Raw genomic sequence first — 21,176 nt, 5'->3', positions numbered from 1 at the left:
GAAACAGGTTGCTGGTCGGGCTCACGGCTGCCGCCGTGCCGGTGCCGCGCATCAGGGCGCGGTCTTCGTCGTCGATGTGGATGCAATGCGCATATACGGCGCGCGGGCGCAGCAGTCCGAACTGTTCATAGACGCTGAGGTAGCTGCGCGCCTTCGGATAGAGCTGGCGCACCCAGGCGATCTCGTCCTTGTTCTCCGCCACGTGCGACTGGATCCACACGTCCGGGTATTTCGCGGCCAGCTCTCCGGCGCCGCGCAACTGCGCTTCGCTGCAGCTGGGCACAAAACGCGGCGTGATGGCGTAGCCCAGCCGGTCTACGCCATGCCAGCGCTGGATCAGCGCCTCGGTGTCCTGCAAGCTTTGCACCGTTTCGTCGCGCACGCCGTCCGGGGCATTCTGGTCCATCAGGCATTTTCCGGTCATGAGGCGCAGCTGGTTTTTCTGTGCCTCGGCGAACAGCGCGTTGACGGATTCCACATGCGAGGTCGCGAAGGCCAGTGCCGTGGTGACCCCGTTGCGAAGCAGTTCTGCTATGAAAAACGTAGCTGCTTGCGCACAGTGGTCCTTGCTTGCGAAGCGTTTTTCTTCTGGAAAAGTATAGTTTTCAAGCCAGGGCAGCAGCCCTTCGGCAGGCGAGCCGATCGCGTCCAGCTGCGGATAGTGAACGTGCATGTCGACAAAACCCGGCGCGATGAGGCGGCCCGGCAGGTATTCGGTGGGCACCTCGGCGAACTGTGAAACCAGCGCGTGGTAGCTGCCGACGGCTTGCACCACCTGGCGGCCTTCGGCATCGGGCCCGGTTACCAGCAGGCCATCAGCCTCATAAACGGCCTGCGCAGGCGCGGCAAAGTACAGGAGGGCGGCGCGATAGGCTTTCATGGCTGCAAGATTAACCCAGTCACCGGCGGGCTGAATACTCAGAACCCGATAAGGCCTATAGGGCTTATCAGGCTTTTTGAGCTTGCTGCCAGCCGGACGGCCGGGTTCAGCGGCTCACGCGGCAGCCGTCGCCCAGCGAAGCGCGCCAGACACGTACCGAAGTCAAGCCCGGCAGACGTGCGTCCAGCTTGCGGAAGATGAACTGGCACAGATTTTCGAGTGTAGGCGGGCCCAGATCTTTCACGTCGTCGAGCAGGTGGTGGTCCAATTCTTCGCGCAGCACCTCGATCTCGCGCCGCACCAGGCCGAGGTCCATCACCATACCGGTGGCCGCATCGGGCTCGCCAGCGACAAAAACCTCGGCGTTGTAGGTATGGCCGTGCACGCGCTTGCTGCTGTCGGCCTCGATGACGCGCTTCAGGGTGTGCGCCGCGTCAAAGTAGAAAGTCTGGCTGATCTCGCAACGCATGGGTTCTGGCGTGGGGAGCTTTTTCATCGGATGCCCGTGATTTTGTGGGTCTGCAGGCTCAGGCGCCAGGCCGGGCGTGCCATGCACAGCTGGATGCAGGTTTCGGTGTTCTGCTGCCGCTGCAGGTTGTCCATAGGCTGCAGGTAACGGTGCGTGAAGTCGGCAGCCTCAAGTTCGGCCAGGTCGAAACTTGGCTGTGGCCAGACGACCTTGAGCTCCTGGCCCGCGCGTTGCACCCAAGGTGCGCCGGCCTTGGGACTCACGCAGATCCAGTCAATGCCCTGGGGCGCGGCAATGGTGCCGTTGGTTTCCACCGCAATCTGGAAGCCGCGCGCATGCAACGCGGCGATCAGTTCGGCATCGACCTGCAGCAAGGGCTCGCCGCCTGTCATCACCACAAAGCGGTGGGCGCTATCGCCGACAGGCCACTGTGCTTCAATTTTTTGCGCCAGCGCATCGGCATCGGCAAACTTGCCGCCCAGCGTGCCGTTGGTGCCGACAAAATCGGTGTCGCAAAACTGGCAGACCGCCGTGGCGCGGTCCTGCTCGCGGCCCGTCCACAGGTTGCAGCCCGCAAAACGGCAGAACACCGCAGGCCGTCCGGCATTGGCGCCCTCGCCTTGCAGTGTGTAGAAAATTTCCTTGACCTGGTAGCTCATGGCGCGGCTTTCGCGCGGCCACAGCCGCAGCCCGCCACAGGCAGCAGCAGGGGCGAAACACAGGAGGGAGCGGGAGAAATAAAGCAGGAAAAACAGGCGCCCACACAAGCCGAAAGACCGGGGGTCGCGAGGTTTTTATACATGGTAGTCCTCTACATGGCCCCGGAAACAAAGCAAATGCCGGCGCGCCGAGGCAGCACGCAAGCCCTGATTTTAACGGTTCAGGGCCGATGGCGGGTTTTCAGGGGATTTGCGGGCAGATCAGGGCCRCTCAAGGCACAGGCATCTCATGCGCCTGCTGCTCCAGCCAGCCGCAAAAGGTGTCGAGCTTCGCATCGGCCTCTTCGCGCCGCCGGGCCACGTACTGGTAGGCGCTTTCGCCAAAGCCCAGCGGCGCCACCAGGCGGCCGGCGCGCACGTCGTCCATCACCAGGTGCCAGGGCGCTATCGCCACGCCCAAGCCGGCCACGGCCGCCTCTAGCGTGAAGTAGTAGTGCTCAAACTCCGGACCGTCCTGAATGGGGAGGGCAAGGCCACGCGACTCGCACCACATCTGCCAGGCATCCCGCCGCGTCTGGGTGTGCAGCAGCGGCAAGCGGGCCAGGTCGATCGCTTCGCGCACGTTCGCCCGATTGGCGAGGCCAGGCGCCATGACAGGGCCCAGGCGCTCCACAAACAGCGGCAGCAGCGTGGCGGACTTTTCGCTGCCCCGCCCGTCTACCGTGATGACGAGGTCGTAGCGGTCACGGTCCACACCGGTCACACGCTCGGCGGCGCTGAGCCGGACGTCGATATCGGGATGGCGCGCATTGAAATCAAAAAGACGCGGAATCAGCCACTTGACGGTAAAGGTGCTGAAGCAGGAGACGTCCAGCGTTCCGGCCTCGCTGCTGCGCACTTCACGCACTGCGGCTTCCATCTGGTCCAGCGCAGCGGCAAGCGCCGGCCACAGCCCAGCGCCGGCAGCGGTCAGTTGTGGCTTGTTTTTGGCACCCTCGAAGAGCGGCACGCCCAGGGACTGCTCCAGCTGGCGCACCTGCCGGCTGATGGCCCCGGGGGTCACCGACAACTCCTCGGCCGCAGCCGTCATGCGGCCCAGCCGGGCAGCGGCTTCAAAGGCACGCAGGGCATTCAAAGGTGGGAGATGGCGCTTCATCATTATGTGAGTTTATGGCACATATGACTTGCGAACAAATCGCTTTTCCTGACGGTCATTGATTGCCAGAATTCGAGACACCTCGGTGAAAGCTTCAATTCACTGCCATCTATTTAAATTGAGGAAAAATCACATGCCTTTTGTCCGCACCAGCGTCCACCACAGCACCAGCCCCCAGCAACGGCAAGGCATCGTCGACGGGATTCACCAAGCGCTGGTCGACAGCATTGGCATGCCTGAAGACGAGCTTTTTAATTCGGTCAGCAGCTACGATGCGCAGCAGTTCTTCTTCAACCGAAGCTTCAACGGCATGGCACGTTCAGAGCAACCGGTGGTCGTCGAGATCACGATGCGGCGCGGCCGCAGCGATGCGATGAAGCGCGCACTCTATGCGGGCATCGCGCGCAATTTAAAGACCAACGCCGGTGTTGCCGCCGATGACGTTTTCATCTTCATGCATGAAAACGACTATTCGGACTGGTCGGTGGGCGGCGGCAAGTTTGCCATGGCGCTGGTGCAACAGCCCGGTCCTAACTGATGAGCGAAGCGCTTACTTCTGCGCCGCTACGCCGCCAGACGGTAAAGCCGGCAGTACCGGATAAGCCTTCGCCATCCACCCATACACCACAGCGCCCACCAGCAGCGAGGCCGCCGCAATTTCCAGCGACATCGTGAAACCCGCGCCCGCGTTGGGTGTACGCCGGAGCAGCACGGCCACCAGCGGCGGGCCGAGGATCTGGCCGACACCGTATGTGGCTGTCAGAAGGCCCATGAAACTGGCGGCCGTGGCGGGTTTGAGGCGCCGCACTTCCTGCATCGCAAAAAAGGTGATGGCGGTAAACGGGATTCCCAGCATCAGGCTGCCCAGCGCAAAACCGGCGAGGCTGGGGCTCCAGAGGCTGGCCCCAATGCCCAGCGCCTGCAAAAAGTAGCAGCCGGCCAGCAGCAGGCGGAAGTCCTTGCCCGGCGGCAGGCGTGTGGCCAGCAGCGCACCCACCATGACGCCCAGGCCGAAGATGGGCCAGAACATGTCCAGCCAGGCTGATCCCGGCAAAGCCGCGCGCGCAATCACCGGCAAAAACGTGGCGGTGATGATGTAGCCGAAGCCCGCCAAGCCATAGGCCAGCGTGAGCAGGGTCATTTCGGCATGGCCGTGGTGCTGGGTCGCCGCAACGGGCGAGCCAGCGGCGCGCGGCGCCAGCGCGATGAGGCGCTCGTCGCCGCCGCGCAAGACATGCCACACCGAGGCTGTCAGCGCAAACGCCAGCACGCCGAAAATCATCCAGCCGGTGGCGGCTGTCCAGTGCCAAGCCACCATGCCAGTGGCAAACAGGCCGCTCACCACGATACCGGCGCCCGGGCCAACATAGATGATGCCGCCCATCGCGGGCACGCCGCGCCTGGCCAGCTGGGACAGGCACCAGCCCGACGTGAAGACGAACACCACCGCGCTGGTCACGCCCGCAGCAAACCGCAGCAGCGGCCATGCAGCCGGAAAATGCCAGCCCATGGCCAGCGTCAGCACGCCGGTGGCAACCAGACCGGCGCGCACCAAGGACGAATACGCCAGGTGCGGCAGCCACTTGAAGCGCGCCCACAGCCAGGGCTGCAGCGTGCAAAGAATCGCACCCAGCATGTAGCCGAAGTAGTTGGCGCTGGCCAGCCAGCTGGCCGTCGGCAAATCGACCACGCCATCGTTGAGCATCATCGGCAGCAGCGGCGTGAAGGCAAAGCGCCCGAGACCCATGGCTACGGCCAGTGCCACCAACCCAGCCAGTGCAATGGGCCAGGGGCTGTGCGGCGCGGGAGATGGCTCTTGGTGTTGCTGCGGCGTTACGGCCATGCCGGGATCCTTGCTTGATGGTTCAGTGGGGATCATACGTTTGCGCCTCTGCCCAGCCAGGCACCCACCGAATAACCCCCGCGCAAGACTGGGCAGCACCCTCAGCGGCGAACAGCGGCCGCGCGCTTTGCCCGCGGCGCGGACGGCGCCACCGGCTGCTGCTGCACCGCTTGCCGCAGCAGCGCCGCGAGTTGCGCCACCGGCGCTTCGGGCTCGGCCATCGCGCGGTACAGCGACAGCGTGATGCGCGGCAGCCTGGGCAGCCCGTGCGCCGCCGGCGCCAGCGCGTGCAAGGTGGCAGGCAAGCCGAGGGAAGTGCGCAGCGTGAGCCCCAGGCCGGCGGCAGCCGCGGCCCAGAGCGCCGCCAGGCTGGCGCTGGTGAAAGCATGCCGCCACGGGATGCCGGCCTGCTCCAGCGCGCCGGTGGCGATGTCGCGCAGCGGGCATGGCGCATCGAGCAGCACCAGCGGCAAGGCATCGCCGCGCCAGGCACCGCTCTGGCCGTTGGCTTGAAGCGCGCGGGCCCAGGCGGGAAGGTCCTCACCTTGCGCCGCGGCGCCCAGCCATTGCAAGGGCAGGTTCAGCAGCGTCTCGCCATGCGGCAATGATGAGGGCTCGCCGGCGTCCCATACCAGGGCCAAGTCCAGCTGGCGCAAGGCCAGCCGTTCGCGCAGTTCGGCACAGCGCGTCATGCAGGCTTCGATGCGGACCTTGGGATGGGCGCGCGCGAAGCGGCCCAGCACGCCGGGCAGCAAGGTCTCGCCGAAATCTTCCTGCAGGCCCAGGCGCACCCAGCCCTGCAGATCCGCGCCGCGCAGGGCCGCCGCGGCTTCCTCGTTGAGGTCCAGCAGGCGATGCGCGTAGGCCAGCAGGGTTTCGCCCGCGTCGGTCAGCGCCAGACCGCGGCCGGCCTTGCGGAACAGCGGCGTGTCGGCCTGCGCTTCAAGCTTCTTGAGCTGTGCGCTCACGGCGGACGTTGAGCGTCCCAGCCGGTCGGCGGCCTTGGCATAGCTGCCCAGTGCCATGCCGGTGGCAAAGGTGCGCAACACGTCGGGGTCAAACAGGGGCCGGGTCATCTAATCATCCTTTTTATTGGAACTATTCATCCAATATTTTCTGATTTTCAGAATGATTCTAACTTTCTACACTGGCTCCGTCTTCTCGTTTTTTCATCCTCCACGCCCAGGAAATCCCTCCATGCCCAGCTCCCCACATCCCCTTCCCGGCCCGCAGCATCGCTGGAAGGTGTTGGGCGTCGGCGTAGCCGCCAACGCCAGCTTTTCAGTGGCTTTCAGCGGCCTGCCCATGACCGCCATCTTCATGCGTTCGGGCTACCAGCTCGACAACACCTCGCTGGGCCTGGTGCTGGGCCTCATGGGCCTGGGCATCGCGGTCAGCGAACTGCCCTGGGGCCTCTTGGCCGACCGCTGGGGCGACCGGCCCGTGCTGCTGCTGGGCCTGAGCGCGACGGCGGCGGCGCTGGCGGCGATGGCACTGTTCGCGGCGCCCACACCCGGCCACATACCAGGCCTGCCACTGCTGGCTGCCGGCCTCTTGCTGGTGGGCCTTTTGGGCGGCAGCGTCAACGGCGCAAGCGGGCGCGCCATCATGTCGTGGTTCCAGAGCGGCGAGCGCGGCCTGGCCATGAGCATCCGCCAGACCGCCGTGCCGCTGGGCGGTGGCCTGGGCGCGCTGCTGCTGCCGGCGCTGGCGCTGCATGCGGGCTTCGCGGTGATCTACGGCTTGCTGGCGCTGCTGTGTGCGGCCACGGCCGCCCTCGCCTGGCTATGGCTGCATGAGCCGCCTCCCGCTGCCGCACAGCAGACCATCGCCTCGGTACCCGGAGCGGATGATGCTACCGGCGGCCCGCTGCGCGACCCACGTGTCTGGCGCATCGTGGCGGGCATAGGCATTCTGTGCGCGCCGCAGTTCGCGGTGCTGTCCTTTGGCACGGTGTTCCTGCATGACTTCGCGCACTGGGGCGTGGCCGCGATCACCACCGCCATGGTCAGCGTGCAGGTCGGCGCGATGGGCATGCGCGTCTGGAGCGGCCACTGGACCGACAGGCACCAGAACCGCCGCGCCTATTTACGCACCTGCACCGTGTTGAGCATTGCATTGTTCGGCGCGCTCGCGGCGCTGGTGACCTGGGCGGGGATGCGGCCCGTGGTGCCGGCCGCCATGGGCATCGCGTTGCTGGCGCTACTGGCGGCCTGCGGGATATGCGTATCGGCCTGGCACGGCGTGGCCTTTACCGAACTCGCGACGCTGGCCGGCGCGCGGCGTGCCGGCACCGCCCTGGGCATGGCCAACACCAGCGTGTTCGCGGTGTGTTTTGTCACGCCCTTGAGCCTTCCTTACCTGCTGGCCTGGCAAGGCTGGGCCATGGTTTGGGGTGTGGCCGGCCTGTGCGCGTTGGTGGCGCTGCCGCTGCTTGCGGCCGGTGCGCCGAAACCGGTGCGCGGCACTCAGTTGAAGGCTTCGAAGCTTTCGTTAAGGCGGTCCACATAATGCGCCTTCGCCGAAGCGTCGATGAAGCTCGCCTCAAAGCTGTTGCGTGCCAGCACGTAAGCGTGCTGTGCATTCAGTCCCGTCGCGGCAAAAGTCTGCGTGAAGTTCTCATTCATGTAGCCGCCGAAATAGGCCGGGTCGTCTGAATTGACCGTGGCTACCAGCCCGGCATCAAGCAGCTCACGCAGGTTGTGGCTGGCAAGGTCCGGGAACACACAGAGCTTGAGGTTGGAGAGCGGGCAGACCGTGAGCGGAATGCGGTCTTGCGCCAGGCGCTGCATCAGCGATGCATCACGGCTGGAACGCACGCCGTGGTCTACACGCTCCACCTTGAGCACGTCAAGCGCCGTCCAGACGTATTCGGGCGGGCCTTCCTCGCCGGCGTGGGCCACCAGGTGAAAACCCAGCTCACGGCAGCGCGCAAACACGCGGGCAAACTTCTCGGGCGGGTTGCCGACCTCGCCTGAGTCAAGCCCGATGCCAATGAATTTGTCACGGAAGGGCAAGGCCTGCTCCAGCGTTTCAAACGCGTCTTCCTCACTGAGATGGCGCAGAAAGCACAGGATCAGCGAGGCGCTGACGCCCAGCCCGGCCTGCGCGTCCACACAGGCACGGTGCAGGCCGTTGATGACCGTTTCCATGCTGACGCCGCGTGCCGTGTGCGTTTGCGGGTCAAAAAACATTTCGGTGTGCACCACGTTGTCAGCGGCAGCTTTGCGCAAGTAGGCATCGGCCATATCGTAAAAATCCTGCTCGGTGATGAGCACACTGGCGCCTGCGTAGTAGATGTCGAGAAAGCTCTGCAGGTTGGTAAAGGCATAAGCGCTGCGCAATTCTTCAACGCTGGCATAGGGAATGTTCACGCCGTTGCGGCGGGCCAGCGCGAAGATCAGTTCGGGCTCAAGCGAGCCTTCGATATGCATATGCAGCTCGGCTTTGGGCATGCTTTTGAGCAGTTCGGGCAGGCGGTCTGCGGACACGGGTTTTACATTGAATGGTGCGGGTGTCATGTCAACTCCAGAAACAAAAAAGCTGCCCGAAGGCAGCTTTGAAACTACGTTGCGAGCGCTCCGGCCCGGGAACTGTTGCCCAGGCACGGCGCTCTGTCCATTATCCTCAGTTGCCGGGAACCTTGCCTTCGACACCCTTGACGTACGTCTTCAGGCCGCCGAGAAATTTGTCGTCCGCCACCACATCCTTGGCCAGCAGTTCCTTGCCGGTGTTGTCGGTGATCGGGCCTTTCCAGATCGAGAAGCTACCGTCCTTCAGGCCGGCCTTGACTTCTTCGACGCGTTTTTTGGTGTCGTCCGGCACATCGGCTGCAATCGACACGATGTCGATGGCGCCTTCCTTGACGCCCCACCAGGCAGCGGTGTTGCCCGTCCATTTGCCCTCAAGCGCCTCACCCACGGACTTCACATAGTACGGGCCCCAGTTGATGATGGCCGATGCCAGGTGGGCCTTGGGGCCGTAGGCGGTCATGTCCGAATCCCAGCCGAAGGCGCGTTTGCCCATTTTTTCGGCGGTCTGCAGCACGGCGGACGAATCAGTGTTCTGGAACAGCACGTCGGCCCCGCCATTGATGAGCGCCGTGGCGGCTTCGGTTTCCTTGGGCGGGTTGAACCATTCGTTGACCCACACCACCTTGGTCTTGACCTTGGGGTTGACCGACTGCGCGCCCAGCGTGAAGCTGTTGATGTTGCGCACCACTTCAGGAATCGGCACCGAGCCGACCACGCCCAGCGTGCCGGTCTTGCTCATCTTCCCCGCGATCACGCCGGCCATGTAGGCACCTTCGTAGGTGCGGCTGTCATAGGTGCGCATGTTCTCGGCCTGCTTGTAGCCGGTGGCGTGTTCGAACTTCACACCCTTGGTATCGGCCGCAACCTTGAGCATGGGCTCCATGTAGCCGAACGTGGTACCAAAGATCAGCTTGGCGCCGTTATTGGCCATGTCGCGGATTACGCGCTCGGCGTCGGCCGACTCGGGTACTTTCTCGACGAAGCTGGTGACGACCTTGTCGCCATAGGCTTTCTCCACAGCCTTGCGGCCATTGTCGTGCGCAAAGGTCCAGCCGCCGTCGCCCACAGGGCCTACATAGGCAAATGCGATTTTCAGGGGCTCGACCTTGGCAGGCGCTGCCGCCGCTGGCGCGGGTGCGGCAGGCGCCGCTGCCGGCTCTTCCTTCTTGCCGCAGCCCATCAGGGCTGCCCCAGCCACAGCCGACAAGGCCGCCAGCTTCAGCAGGGAACGTTTTTGCAGGTCAGTCATGTGAACTCGCTTTCGTTTTTAGGAAATGACATTGAAATGAAAAGTGGAACGGTAAGGCGAAAAAAAGCAATTATGCGGCGGATCGACCTTAAAACACCATCAGGCCCCCGGGTAAAAGGGCTTGCCGATGGAGCTGGGCATGTTGACGCGAATCCACAGCGGGTTGCGCGAGATCAGGACCAGCACCACGATGGTGGACAGGTAGGGCAGCATGCTCAGGAACTGCGTAGGCATGTTCACGCCCAGGCTTTGCAGGTGAAACTGCAACATGGTCACGCCGCCGAACAGGTAAGCACCCAGCAAAACCCGTGCCGGTCGCCAGGTGGCAAAGGTGGTGAGCGCCAGCGCGATCCAGCCCTTGCCCGCGATCATGCCCTCGACCCACAGCGGTGTATAGACCACCGACACATAGGCGCCGGCCAGCCCACACAGTGCGCCGCCGGCCACGACCGCCGCCAGGCGTATTCGTCGCACCGGGTAGCCCAACGCAYGCGCCGACTCAGGGCTCTCACCGACCGAGCGCAGCACCAGGCCGGCGCGCGTGCGGTACAAGAACCAGATCAACCCGGCCRTCAGCGCCATGGCGATGTAAACCATGGGATGCTGACGGAACAGCGCTGGGCCCACGAGCGGAATGTCAGCCAGAAAGGGAATTGGGTACTGCGACTGCTCGGGCAACTTCTCTTGCACATACTTGATGCCGGCAAAGGCCGAGAAACCCGCACCGAAGAGGCTGAGTGCCAGCCCCGTGGCGTACTGGTTGGTATTGAGCCAGATCACCAGCACGCCGAAAACCGCGGCCAGGAAAGCGCCTGCCGCCATGCCGGCCACAAAGCCCAGCCAGGTGTTGCCGGTGTGTACCACCGTGGCAAAGCCTGCAATGGCCGCGCACAGCATCATGCCCTCGGCGCCGAGGTTGACGATGCCGGCTTTCTCATTGATGAGCAGGCCTAGCGCGGCGATGGCCAGCACGGTGCCGGCGCTGAGTGTGGCCGCGATGAGCAATGCGGTGGAGTCCATCAGCCGGCTCCTTTCACAAGGTCGGTCGAAGCAGGCGCTGCTACCGGCGTGGGGATGGGCCTGGTCAGCTTGAGGCGGTACGCGATAAGCGTATCGCAGGCCAGCAGGCTGAAGAGCAGCAGGCCCTGGAACACGCCGGTGATCGACTTGGGCAGCCCCAGGCGCGACTGCGCTAGCTCGCCGCCTATATAAAACATGCTCATCAGGATGGCGGAGAACACCACGCCGACCGGATGCAACCGCCCGACGAAGGCGACGATGATCGCGGCAAAACCATACCCCGCCGGCACATAAGGCGTGAGCTGGCCAATGGGGCCGGCCACTTCGAGCGCGCCTGCCAGGCCCGCCGCGGCGCCCGATGTCAGCAGCGCCAGCCACAACGCACGACGCGATGAAAACCCGGCATAGCGCGCGGCCGCAGGTGCGAGGCYACTGACCTCATGCCGAAAACCCGCGTGTGTGCGGAACATGAACAGCCACAGCCCGGCCACGCCCACCAGTGCGAGCACGATGCCGATGTTCACACGCGAGCCCTGCATCAGCCGCGGAATCTGCGTCACGGCCTCGAAGGTTTYGGTTTGCGGAAAGTTGTAGCCGTTGGGGTCTTTCCAGGGGCCGAAGACAAGGTAGTTCAGCACCATCTCCGCCACATAGACCAGCATCAGGCTGACCAGGATTTCATTGGCGTTGAAACGGTCGCGCAGCAAGGCGGTGATGCCGGCCCACACCATGCCGCCCGCAAGGCCTGCCAGCAATATGGCCGGAACGATCCAGGGACCCGTGGTTTTTTCAGCCAACAGCGCCACGCCGCCTGCGGCGATCGCACCCATGACGAACTGGCCTTCGGCGCCGATGTTCCAGACATTGGAGCGAAAACACACCGCCAGCCCCAGCGCGATGATGAGCAGCGGCGTGGCCTTGACCAGCAGTTCCCCGATCGCGTAGGGCGACTTGATAGGTTCCCAGAAAAACACCTGCATGCCCTTGACGGGGTCTTTGCCCAGCGCCACAAACAGCGCCACGCCGATCAGCACGGTAATCAGCAGAGCCAGCACCGGAGAGGCATAGCTCCAGAAGGAAGACGGCTGGGGACGAATCTCGAGCCTCATGCCGAGGCCTCCGCCGTGGTTTGTGTTGTCTCTGCCTGGTGCGTGCCGGCCGCCCAGAGCCCGCTCATCCACTGCCCCACCAGTTCCACCGTGGCGTCGGCGCGCGGCAGCGAGGGCGAGAGCTGACCCTTGGCCATCACATAGAGCCGGTCGCAGATGTCAAACAGTTCTTCGAGCTCTTCACTCACCACCAGCACCGCGCAGCCGGCATCGCGCAGCTTGAGCAACTCGCCACGTATTTGCGTGGCCGCCCCCACATCAACACCCCAGGTGGGTTGCGAAACGATCAGCAGCTCAGGCTGCGCGTCAATCTCGCGACCCATGATGAACTTCTGCAGGTTGYCGCCCGACAGCGACTTGGCCACCGCCTGCGGCCCGCCGGACTTGACCTTGTAGTCGGCAATGATGCGGGCTGCCTGCGCCTGCAGGGCGCCGCGGTCAAGCCAGCCGCTTTTGCCAACAGCCTCCTTGCGCGTGAGCAACAGGTTGCGTGCCAGCGAAAGCGATGGCACGGCGCCACGCCCCAGGCGCTCTTCAGGCACAAAGTGCAGGCCCAGCGCGCGCCGGCCGCCAGGGCCGAACTTGCCCACCGGCTGGCCTTTGACTTTGATCGCATCGCTGGCGGCGCGGGTGTCTTCGCCCGACAGTGCATAAAGCAACTCTTTCTGGCCATTGCCCGACACACCGGCAATGCCGACCACCTCGCCGGACCGCACCTGCAACGCGATCTGGTGCAGGTCGACGCCGAACTGGTCTTCCTTTTGCACGTCGAGTTGCTTCACGTCGAGCACCACGGCGCCGGCGCGCACCTCGCGGTGCTCCAGCGCGGGCGGCTCAGCGCCAATCATCAAACGGCTCAGCGAGGCATTGGACTCCTGCCGCGGATCACAGAAACCGGAAACCTTCCCGCCACGCAACACCGTGCAGGCAGTGCACAGCGCGCGGATTTCATGCAGCTTGTGGCTGATGTACAAAATACTGCAGCCCTGTGCAGCCAGCGTTCTCAGCGTGACAAACAGGTTCTCGACCGCCTGGGGCGTCAGCACCGAGGTGGGCTCGTCCAGGATCAGCAGCCGCGGATGCGTGAGCAGCGCCCTGACAATTTCCACCCGCTGCCGCTCGCCCACGCTCAGGGTGTGCACGGGACGTGTCGGGTCCAGCTGCAGGCCATAGGCTTGTGTCGTCTGCAGGATGCGCTGCGAGACTTCGGCCAGCGTGAGGTGTTTGTCCAGCCCCAGCCAGACGTTCTCGGCCAMCGTCAGCRTGTCAAACAGGCTGAAGTGTTGAAACACCATGCTGATGCCCAGCGCCCGCGCCTCGTGCGGGTTGCGCACAGCCACCGGTTTGCCGTCCATCGCCACGCTGCCGGCGTCGGGCTTGACCGAGCCGTAAATGATCTTCATCAGTGTCGATTTGCCCGCGCCGTTTTCACCGAGCACGGCGTGGATTTCACCGGGCTGCACTGTCAGCGAAATGCCGCTGTTGGCCACCACGCCGGGGTAGCTTTTGGTGATGCCGGAAAGCTGCAGCCGCGGCGGCTGGCCGGGCGGGCTGTCAGTCTGGGGCGAGGCTACGGTCATTGTCTCTGGGTATCCGGTTTTGTCGTCGGTTTATAGGTAATTCTGGCTGCAGCCCTTACGGGACGAGCGCAAGCAGCTATTCTTTTCGTAGCGTTGAGGCCACAGACTTGACACGCTCGCGCAGCCACCGGGCCGAGTTGGAGGCGTGTGTGCGTTCGTGCCAGAGCTGGTAATACATCATTCGGGGAAAGGCGATCGGGCTGGGCAGTATTTTCACCGGTAGCAGGCCGGCAAAGCGTTCGCAATACTGGCGCCCGGTGGTCATCACCAGCAAGCTTGATGCCACCATGGACGGCATCAGGCTGAAGTGCGGGCAGCGCACCGTGATGTTGCGCACCATGCCCAAGGTGTCGAGATGCTCGTCGATCACGCCCTTGGCGCCGGGGTGCGTGGCGGTGGGCGCGATGTGTTCGGCTTCCAGCCAGGTCGCGGCATCCCAGCCGCGGCGCACGGCCGGGTGCTCCTTGGCGACCAGGCAGACCACCTCGTCGCCGAAAAGACGTGCCATGTGCAGGTCGTCGGGCGGCGCGGCCCAGTTGCCTATGACGATGTCGGCCTGGCCTTGCGCCAGGTGCGTGCGGTAGTCGGATTCAGCGGACAGCGGGTGGATTTCGATATGGCAGAGCGGCGCCTGGGATTTGATCTGCGCCACCAGCTGCGGCAGGAAAGACGGGTCCAGGTAGTCGCTGGCCGCCAGGCGAAAGGTGGTCTGAGCGGTAGCCGGGTCAAACCCGCGCGCGTCACTGAACAACATGCCGGCCGCGCGCAAAATGCTGGCCGAGGGCTCGATCATGCGCAGGCCCGCATCCGTAGGCACCATGCCGGAGCCGGACCGCACCAGGATAGGGTCACCCGCCAGCGTGCGCAGGCGCTTGAGCGCCGCGCTGACGGCGGGCTGGTACATGCCCAGGCGGAGGGCGGCGCGTGATACGCTGCGTTCAGTAAGCACGGTGTTCAAGACCCTGATGAGATGGAGGTCTATCTTGTCGAAAAGCGCCTGGTCTTTCATACCTTTTCACCCATGCGGTTGATATGCACTTTTGTATGCTGGCCGCGGCGCGACTGTTTTAACCTGAAGCATGGCTGTCCCATCTTTTTCCAGACCCATCCGCTTCGTCAGGCGGGGTGAAGTTGTTTCCGTCAGCAATGTACCACCCAGCCGCACCCTGCTGGAGCTGCTGCGCGAGGACCTGGCCTGCACCGGCACCAAGGAGGGCTGCGGCGAAGGCGACTGCGGCGCCTGCACCGTGGTGCTGGGCGAGGCGACGGGCGGCAAGGTCGAATACCGTGCCATCAACAGCTGCATCCGGCTCGCGCATTCGGTGGACGGCATGGCGCTGTGGACGGTGGAAGACATTGCAGCGCAGGACGGCGCCTTGCACCCCGCCCAGCAAGCCATGGTGGACAAACACGGCTCCCAATGCGGCTTCTGCACCCCGGGCTTCGTGATGAGCCTGTTCGGCATGTACCAAAACCACGTCTGCCAAGGCGAGCCCATCACGCGGGAGCTGGCCCAGGAAGAACTCTCCGGCAATCTTTGCCGCTGCACCGGCTACCGGCCCATTCTGGAGGCCGCGCAGACCATGGGCGACCTGCCTCCGGTGCAGGTCGACGAAGCCAGTTTGCTACAAAAACTGGAGCTGCTCGCGCCCGCCCCTGTTGGGCTGGAGGCCGATTTGGCTTACAAATCACCCACCACGCTGATAGCCTTGCTGCAGGCCCGCGCCTCCCACCCCGGCGCCCAACTGGTGGCCGGCTGCACCGACGTGGGCTTGTGGGTGACCAAGCAGCACATGCAATTTGGCAAGGTGCTGGATGTCACCAAAGTGCGTGAACTGCGCCGCATTGAAGACTACCCGCATCACATCGCCATAGGCGCCGCCGTGACACTGGCCGACGCCTATGCGGCGCTGGTGAAAGACCGGCCGCAACTGCAAAACTTCGGGGCCCGCTTTGCCGGGCTGCCGGTGCGCAATTCCGGCACGCTGGGCGGCAACATCGCCAATGGCTCGCCGATTGGCGACTCCATGCCCTTGCTGATTGCACTAGGCGCAAACATCGTCCTGATGAGCGTGCGCGGCCACCGCGAAATGCCGCTGGAAGCGCTTTACACCGGCTACCGCAAGAACGTGATGGCGCCCGACGAAGTGCTGGCCTGGATCAAGGTGCCCAAACCGCAGCCCCGGGAGGCGATGAAGGTCTACAAAATCTCCAAGCGCTATGACGACGATATTTCCGCCGTCTGCCTGGCGATCAACCTGCAGATTGAAAATGGCATTGTCGTCAGCGCGTCGATAGGCGCAGGCGGCGTCGCCGCCACGCCGGTGCGAGCCACTCAGACTGAGGCAGTGCTGACGGAGAAACCCTGGACGCAGGCCACAGTCCAAAGCGCCATCACCACGCTGCGTGCCGAGTTCTCACCGATTTCAGACATGCGTGCCTCCGCGGCCTACCGCAGCCAGGTGCTGGGCAACCTGCTCCAGCGCTACTGGCTCGAAAGCCAGGGACTGCAGCAGATCAACCTAGCCAGCTTCCGGCTGGAGGAAGCCGCATGAACGCCGCGAAAGACATCTCCGTCAGCCGCGATGCGATGGCCGACCCGGACGTGCGCGCAGCCAACGCCCGCGCTGGCGATGTGCCCCCCGCAGACCTTGCGGAAAAAACGTCGCTGGCCCAAAAACCCGCAAGCACGCAGGCGGCGGGCCGCTCCACACCCCATGAAAGCRCCCGCGCGCAAGTCGCCGGCGCCGCCACCTATGTCGACGACATTCCGGAAGTGCGCGGCACGCTGCATGCCGCGCCCATTTTGTCGACCGTGGCACATGGCAGGCTGCTGGGCGTCGACACCACCGCGGCGCTGGCCATGCCGGGCGTGCGCGACGTGATCCTGGCGCGCGACATTCCGGGCGACCCGGTGCTGGGCAATTTCTCTCACGACGAGCCGGTGTTTGCACAAAACACGGTGCAGCACATCGGCCAGGTGATCGGCGTGGCGGTGGCCGACACCGTCATGCAGGCCCGCCGCGCCGCACGCAAGGTGGTGTGCAACATCGAGCCCCTTCCCGCCCTGCTGACCGTGCACGACGCGCTCAAGGCAGAAAGTTATGTGCTGCCGCCGGTCTTCGTGAAACGCGGCGACGCGGCAGCAGCACTCAAAAATGCGCCCCATGCACTGCACGGCACGCTGGAAGTCGGCGGCCAGGAACATTTCTACCTCGAAGGCCAGGTTGCCTACGTGGTGCCGCAGGAACAACACCAGTGGCTGGTCTATTCGAGCACCCAGCACCCCGGCGAGATCCAGCACTGGGTGTCGCACGCACTGGGCATTGCCAACCATGCGGTGCGCGTTGAATGCCGGCGCATGGGCGGCGGCTTTGGCGGCAAGGAAACGCAGTCGGGCCAGATGGCCGTTTGGGCCGCCATTGCCGCTCACAAGCTGCATTGCCCCGTCAAGCTGCGGCTGGACCGCGACGACGACTTCCTAGTTACCGGCAAGCGCCACCCCTTTGCGTATGAATACGACGTGGGCTTTGACGACACCGGCCGGCTCAGCGGCCTCAAGCTCATGATGGCGGTGAACTGCGGCTTCAGCGCCGACCTGTCGGGCCCGGTGGCCGACCGCGCGGTTTTCCACGCCGACAACGCTTACTTTCTGGAGGACGTGGAGATAGCGTCCTACCGCTGCAAGACCAACACGCAAAGCAACACCGCCTTCCGCGGCTTTGGCGGTCCGCAGGGCATGATCGTGATTGAAGCCATCATGGGCGACATCGCGCGCGCGCTGGGCCTGGACCCGCTGGCCGTGCGCAAACGCAACCTCTACGGCATCGGCGAGCGTGACGTCACCCACTACCAGATGAAGGTCGAGGACAACATTCTTGAGCCGCTGCTATCAAAACTGGAGCTGTCCGCGCTTTATTCACAACGCCGTCAGAAAATTTCTGCCTGGAACACTCAAAGCCCGGTCATCAAGCGCGGCATCGCCATCACACCCGTGAAGTTCGGCATTTCGTTTACCGCCACCCTCTTCAACCAGGCCGGGGCGCTGGTGCATGTGTACACCGACGGCAGCGTACAAGTGAACCACGGCGGCACCGAAATGGGCCAGRGACTGAACACCAAGGTCGCCCAGATCGTGGCCGATGAACTGGGCGTGCCGTTCGACCAGGTGCTGGCCACCGCCAGCGACACCAGCAAGATTCCGAACGCGTCAGCCACCGCGGCCTCAGCCGGCACCGACCTGAACGCGCGCGCCGCGCAATACGCCGCCCGCAATGTGCGCGACAACCTGGCGCAATTTGTGGCCGGCCTGGACCGGTGCGGCGCGGGCGCGGTGCAGTTTGAAGGGGGCGAGGTTGTCACACCCGCAGGCGCGCGGCCTTTCACCGAAGTCGTGAAGCTGGCCTATGCCAACCGCATCCAGCTCTGGAGCGACGGCTTTTACCGCACACCCAAAATCCACTACGACAAGGCCACACTGACCGGCCGGCCGTTCTACTACTTCGCTTATGGCGCGGCCTGCACCGAAGTCGCCATCGACACCCTGACGGGCGAAAGCCGCGTGCTGAAAGTCGACATCCTGCATGACGTGGGCACCAGCATCAACCCGGCCATCGACATCGGCCAGATCGAAGGCGGTTTTGTGCAGGGCATGGGCTGGCTCACCACCGAGCAGCTGGTGTGGAACGACAAGGGCCTTTTGACCACGCACGCGCCCAGCACCTACAAGATTCCTGCGACCGGCGATGTACCCGAGCATTTCAAGATCGATCTGTGGCCCGAGCCCAACCGCGAAGACAACGTCTTCGGCAGCAAGGCCGTGGGCGAACCGCCGCTGATGCTGGCGATCAGTGTGTATGAGGCTTTGCGCGATGCGGTGGGCGCGGTGAAGGCCGGGGATGAACGCGTGGTGCTGACCGCTCCGGCGACGGCTGAGAATGTGCTGAGCGCTCTTGGGCGCCGGTAATCGGCAGGTCGGATTGGGGCGGGTGCAGAGAGCCTGACCCTTCCCGGCCGCCTGCATCGCGCCTAGCTGAAGACCTTCACAACCAGGCTGATTGCCGAGGCAGCGAACAACCAGAGGACCAGCAACATGCTGCCGCCCGATACCAGACTCGTGGGAATGATAAACAGCATGGCAACGATGCTGCCCGCCGAGAAAACCAGATAGGTCATCCATAGCCCTGCTCCAGCAAGGAAAAACAGAAAAACAATTTTGGGGATGACGTCGAGGCTGCACCCGCCCCAGCACCCGGCCACGCCTGATGCCAACATAAATATCTCCAGGACGATCAGGAGAAAGCCGGCAAAGACAAGGGCGATGGCCGGTGGGCCCTCTTCTTCCGACGGTTGGCTGTTTTCGTTCTGCATGCTTATGGCCCCGATATTTGTAGTCGCGCTGATGGCGACAACAGCCATCCTATCGGAGATTAACAGGGGTACGCGGTAAGCGCGATACCCGATAGCGGCGTTCACAGGCCTACCGGCCCTCGATCTCCAGGTTGCCGCAGTATTCCATTTACGGCAGAACCCGGCCTGACGCTCAAGCCTCCCGGTACATCCCCGAGTCGCCGCGCACGCCCAGCTTCTTCCTGAAGGCCTGAATATCAAAGCCCTCGCTGGCGAGCTGCTTTTGCATGACGGTCTGGGCGGCGGCCACCGCATCGGCATTGGCCCACTCGACCACGGTCACCACATCGAACTCGCTGCTGTCGCCCGTCTGGGTCAGCACATGTTTTTGCAGGCAGCCGGGCTGCTCGCCCAGCATGCGCTGGACCTGGTGAATGCGCTCGACAAAAGCGGAGATCGATTGCGAGGGCACGACGAATTTGTCGACGCGGAACACGGAGGCGGAAGCGGGGGCTTGATAAATCGCTGGACATGAAAACAACTCCTTTGAAATAAGCGGGCCGGATTGGCCTGAAAATGAGGAGTCTGAAACCTCAAGTAAAGTTTAGGTCAAGCATTTTTTCAAGGAAATCCATAGGCACGGAACTGGAACAGGCCGGCATCTTTCCCACACTCTCGGTCGGCGACATGGCACGCCGCAGCGGCGTGGCGGTGTCCACCCTGCACTTTTATGAGAAAAAAGGGCTGATCAGCAGCACCCGCACCGAAGGCAACCAGCGTCGCTACRCACGCGAGATGCTGCGACGCGTGGCTTTTGTGCGTGTGGCGCAGCGGGTGGGCATTGCGCTGGCCGACATCGAGGCAGCCCTGGCCACCCTGCCCGCGAAGGCGGCCCCCAGCCGCGCGGACTGGGCCCGACTGTCGGCAGCCTGGCGCGCCGACCTGGACGAGCGCATGGCCCAGCTCAAAAAACTGCGCGACACCCTGGACGACTGCATAGGCTGCGGCTGCCTGTCGATTGACAAATGCCGGCTGCGCAACCCGTATGACCAGCTCGCCGGGCAGGGCGCGGGGCCGCAGCGTTTGTGGGTTCGTCGCCGGGAAGCCTAGAACAAGGGGCGGATCAGATCCAGCAACATCATCGCCACCGCAAAGCCCATCACCACCACACCGCCCCAGCCGAACCACGTGGTCTTCAGGCCCGAGGTGAAATTGCCCATGACCGATTTCCGGCCGGCCAGCAGCATCAGGCCGGCCATGATGGGCACGGCCACCACGCCGTTGATCACGGCACTCCAGTAAAGCGCTTTCATCGGGTCTATGCTGGTGAAGTCCATGCCCGTGCCTACGATGGTGGCGATGACAATGATGGCGTAAAAGCGTTTGGCCTCGTACCAGTGGCGCTCCAGGCCTTCGGGCCAGCCGAAGGCCTCGGCCACGGCGTAGGCGGCCGACGAGGCCAGCACCGGCACGGCCAGCAGGCCGGTGGCGATGATGCCGCCGGCGAACAGCGCAAAGGCAAAATCGCCGGCCAGTGGCCGCAAAGCCTGCGCCGCCTGCGCGGCTGATGTCACATCATGGATACCGGCCGCATACAGCACCGCACCGCCCAACACCATGATGAAAAAGGCGATGGCATTAGAGAAAAACATGCCGATGTAGGTGTCGCGCTTGACGCGGCGAAGGTCGCGGCGGATCTTCTTTTCAGCGCCCAGTACCCCGCCCTTCAGGCGCAGCTCTTCCACCTCCTGCGAGGCCTGCCAGAAAAACAGGTAAGGCGAAATCGTGGTGCCCAGCAGCGCGACGATCATCATCCAGTAGCCCGAGGTCCACTGCAGTTTGGGTACGACCAGGTCATGCAGCACCTGGGCCCACTGCACCTGCACCAGGAACACGGCGATGACATAGGCAAAGAGAAAGAGCGTGAGCCATTTCAAAATGGGTGCGAGCTTGCGGTAAGGCACAAACACCTGTAGCAGCACGGTGATGATGCCGAAGGCCACTGCATGAAAGTGGTCGCCGCCGCCCACCGCCAGCTGCAGCGCCTCGCCCATCGCGGCAATGTCGGCGGCAATGTTGATGGTGTTGGCAATGACCAGCAAAAACACCATGCTCATCAGGAACGCGCGGGGCGTGTGCTCGCGCAGGTTGGCCGCCACACCCTTGCCGGTGACGCGTCCGRTACGCGCGCTCACCAGCTGGATGGCGATCATGAAAGGCAGCGACAAAAACACCGTCCAGAGCAGGCCGGTGCCGAACTGCGCCCCCGCCTGCGTGTAGGTGGCGATGCCGGAAGGGTCGTCGTCGGCAGCGCCGGTGACTACACCTG

At 64.0% G+C, this 21,176-nt stretch carries 20 protein-coding genes; 5 read left to right on the top strand and 15 right to left on the bottom strand.

Features of this window, described 5'->3' with window-relative positions; all coding sequences use genetic code 11:
* From AC1D1X_RS01145 to AC1D1X_RS01130, 4 genes are all read right to left on the bottom strand, one after another.
* A partial coding sequence (locus AC1D1X_RS01145; protein WP_477697701.1) for a guanine deaminase occupies window positions 1-880 on the bottom strand: 880 nt, incomplete at its 3' end.
* 106 nt (window positions 881-986) lie between these two features.
* Window positions 987-1,349, bottom strand: coding sequence for a 6-pyruvoyl trahydropterin synthase family protein (locus AC1D1X_RS01140; protein ID WP_457280955.1), 363 nt, complete (start codon window positions 1,347-1,349; stop codon window positions 987-989).
* 23 nt (window positions 1,350-1,372) lie between these two features.
* Complete coding sequence (gene queE / locus AC1D1X_RS01135) at window positions 1,373-2,008, bottom strand: 7-carboxy-7-deazaguanine synthase (RefSeq protein ID WP_477668112.1); 636 nt, start codon at window positions 2,006-2,008, stop codon at window positions 1,373-1,375.
* 271 nt (window positions 2,009-2,279) lie between these two features.
* On the bottom strand, window positions 2,280-3,164 hold the full coding sequence (locus tag AC1D1X_RS01130; protein ID WP_477668113.1) for a LysR substrate-binding domain-containing protein: 885 nt from the start codon (window positions 3,162-3,164) through the stop codon (window positions 2,280-2,282).
* 133 nt (window positions 3,165-3,297) lie between these two features.
* On the opposite strand from AC1D1X_RS01130, the gene AC1D1X_RS01125 reads away from it, so the two are divergent.
* Window positions 3,298-3,702, top strand: a complete 405-nt coding sequence (locus AC1D1X_RS01125; protein ID WP_477668114.1) for a tautomerase family protein — start codon at window positions 3,298-3,300, stop codon at window positions 3,700-3,702.
* Between the two features lie 12 nt (window positions 3,703-3,714).
* On the opposite strand, the gene AC1D1X_RS01120 is transcribed toward AC1D1X_RS01125, so the two are convergent.
* Entirely contained in the window at window positions 3,715-5,007 is a 1,293-nt protein-coding gene (locus AC1D1X_RS01120) for a YbfB/YjiJ family MFS transporter (protein WP_477668906.1), read from the bottom strand.
* Between the two features lie 101 nt (window positions 5,008-5,108).
* Window positions 5,109-6,083 (bottom strand): LysR substrate-binding domain-containing protein, encoded by a 975-nt coding sequence (locus tag AC1D1X_RS01115; RefSeq protein ID WP_477668115.1) that lies wholly within the window; start codon window positions 6,081-6,083, stop codon window positions 5,109-5,111.
* Between the two features lie 121 nt (window positions 6,084-6,204).
* Here AC1D1X_RS01115 and AC1D1X_RS01110 point away from each other — a divergent pair, with 121 nt between their 5' ends.
* On the top strand, window positions 6,205-7,518 hold the full coding sequence (locus AC1D1X_RS01110; protein ID WP_477668116.1) for an MFS transporter: 1,314 nt from the start codon (window positions 6,205-6,207) through the stop codon (window positions 7,516-7,518).
* Here the strand turns inward: AC1D1X_RS01110 and AC1D1X_RS01105 are convergent.
* From AC1D1X_RS01105 to AC1D1X_RS01080, 6 genes are all read right to left on the bottom strand, one after another.
* Complete coding sequence (locus AC1D1X_RS01105) at window positions 7,476-8,528, bottom strand: adenosine deaminase (protein WP_477668117.1); 1,053 nt, start codon at window positions 8,526-8,528, stop codon at window positions 7,476-7,478. The genes AC1D1X_RS01110 and AC1D1X_RS01105 overlap by 43 nt on opposite strands.
* A gap of 106 nt (window positions 8,529-8,634) precedes the next feature.
* Window positions 8,635-9,789, bottom strand: coding sequence for a BMP family ABC transporter substrate-binding protein (locus AC1D1X_RS01100; RefSeq protein ID WP_477668118.1), 1,155 nt, complete (start codon window positions 9,787-9,789; stop codon window positions 8,635-8,637).
* A gap of 99 nt (window positions 9,790-9,888) precedes the next feature.
* Window positions 9,889-10,809, bottom strand: a complete 921-nt coding sequence (locus tag AC1D1X_RS01095) for an ABC transporter permease (RefSeq protein ID WP_477697700.1) — start codon at window positions 10,807-10,809, stop codon at window positions 9,889-9,891.
* On the bottom strand, window positions 10,809-11,918 hold the full coding sequence (locus tag AC1D1X_RS01090) for an ABC transporter permease (protein WP_477697699.1): 1,110 nt from the start codon (window positions 11,916-11,918) through the stop codon (window positions 10,809-10,811). Before AC1D1X_RS01090 ends, AC1D1X_RS01095 begins: the two co-directional genes overlap by 1 nt.
* Window positions 11,915-13,498 (bottom strand): ABC transporter ATP-binding protein, encoded by a 1,584-nt coding sequence (locus AC1D1X_RS01085; protein ID WP_477697698.1) that lies wholly within the window; start codon window positions 13,496-13,498, stop codon window positions 11,915-11,917. The genes AC1D1X_RS01090 and AC1D1X_RS01085 overlap by 4 nt, the downstream gene beginning before the upstream one ends.
* Before the next feature lie 76 nt (window positions 13,499-13,574).
* The gene (locus AC1D1X_RS01080; RefSeq protein WP_477668122.1) at window positions 13,575-14,507 is read right to left on the bottom strand and encodes a LysR family transcriptional regulator; all 933 of its coding nucleotides are present in this window, start codon (window positions 14,505-14,507) and stop codon (window positions 13,575-13,577) included.
* Window positions 14,508-14,577: 70 nt separating this feature from the next.
* On the opposite strand from AC1D1X_RS01080, the gene xdhA reads away from it, so the two are divergent.
* Complete coding sequence (gene xdhA, locus AC1D1X_RS01075; RefSeq protein WP_477668123.1) at window positions 14,578-16,053, top strand: xanthine dehydrogenase small subunit; 1,476 nt, start codon at window positions 14,578-14,580, stop codon at window positions 16,051-16,053.
* A complete protein-coding gene (gene xdhB, locus AC1D1X_RS01070; protein ID WP_477697697.1) occupies window positions 16,050-18,464 on the top strand; it encodes a xanthine dehydrogenase molybdopterin binding subunit in 2,415 nt (804 codons plus the stop codon). Before xdhA ends, xdhB begins: the two co-directional genes overlap by 4 nt.
* 62 nt (window positions 18,465-18,526) lie before the next feature.
* On the opposite strand, the gene AC1D1X_RS01065 is transcribed toward xdhB, so the two are convergent.
* Both AC1D1X_RS01065 and AC1D1X_RS01060 read right to left on the bottom strand, forming a co-directional pair.
* Window positions 18,527-18,868 (bottom strand): hypothetical protein, encoded by a 342-nt coding sequence (locus AC1D1X_RS01065; protein ID WP_477668125.1) that lies wholly within the window; start codon window positions 18,866-18,868, stop codon window positions 18,527-18,529.
* Window positions 18,869-19,040: 172 nt separating this feature from the next.
* Window positions 19,041-19,343, bottom strand: a complete 303-nt coding sequence (locus tag AC1D1X_RS01060) for an antibiotic biosynthesis monooxygenase (RefSeq protein ID WP_477668126.1) — start codon at window positions 19,341-19,343, stop codon at window positions 19,041-19,043.
* A gap of 137 nt (window positions 19,344-19,480) precedes the next feature.
* Here AC1D1X_RS01060 and soxR point away from each other — a divergent pair, with 137 nt between their 5' ends.
* Window positions 19,481-19,957, top strand: a complete 477-nt coding sequence (soxR, locus tag AC1D1X_RS01055; RefSeq protein ID WP_477697702.1) for a redox-sensitive transcriptional activator SoxR — start codon at window positions 19,481-19,483, stop codon at window positions 19,955-19,957.
* On the opposite strand, the gene AC1D1X_RS01050 is transcribed toward soxR, so the two are convergent.
* Window positions 19,954-21,176 (bottom strand): NRAMP family divalent metal transporter (locus AC1D1X_RS01050; RefSeq protein WP_477697696.1); only part of this gene is annotated, 1,223 nt, incomplete at its 5' end. The two genes, soxR and AC1D1X_RS01050, sit on opposite strands and share 4 nt — an antisense overlap.

The sequence above is a fragment of the Polaromonas sp. P1_G4 genome, from assembly GCF_056405475.1.
Note: the sequence above shows the minus strand (reverse complement) of the source record. Positions and strands in the feature narration are given on the sequence as shown.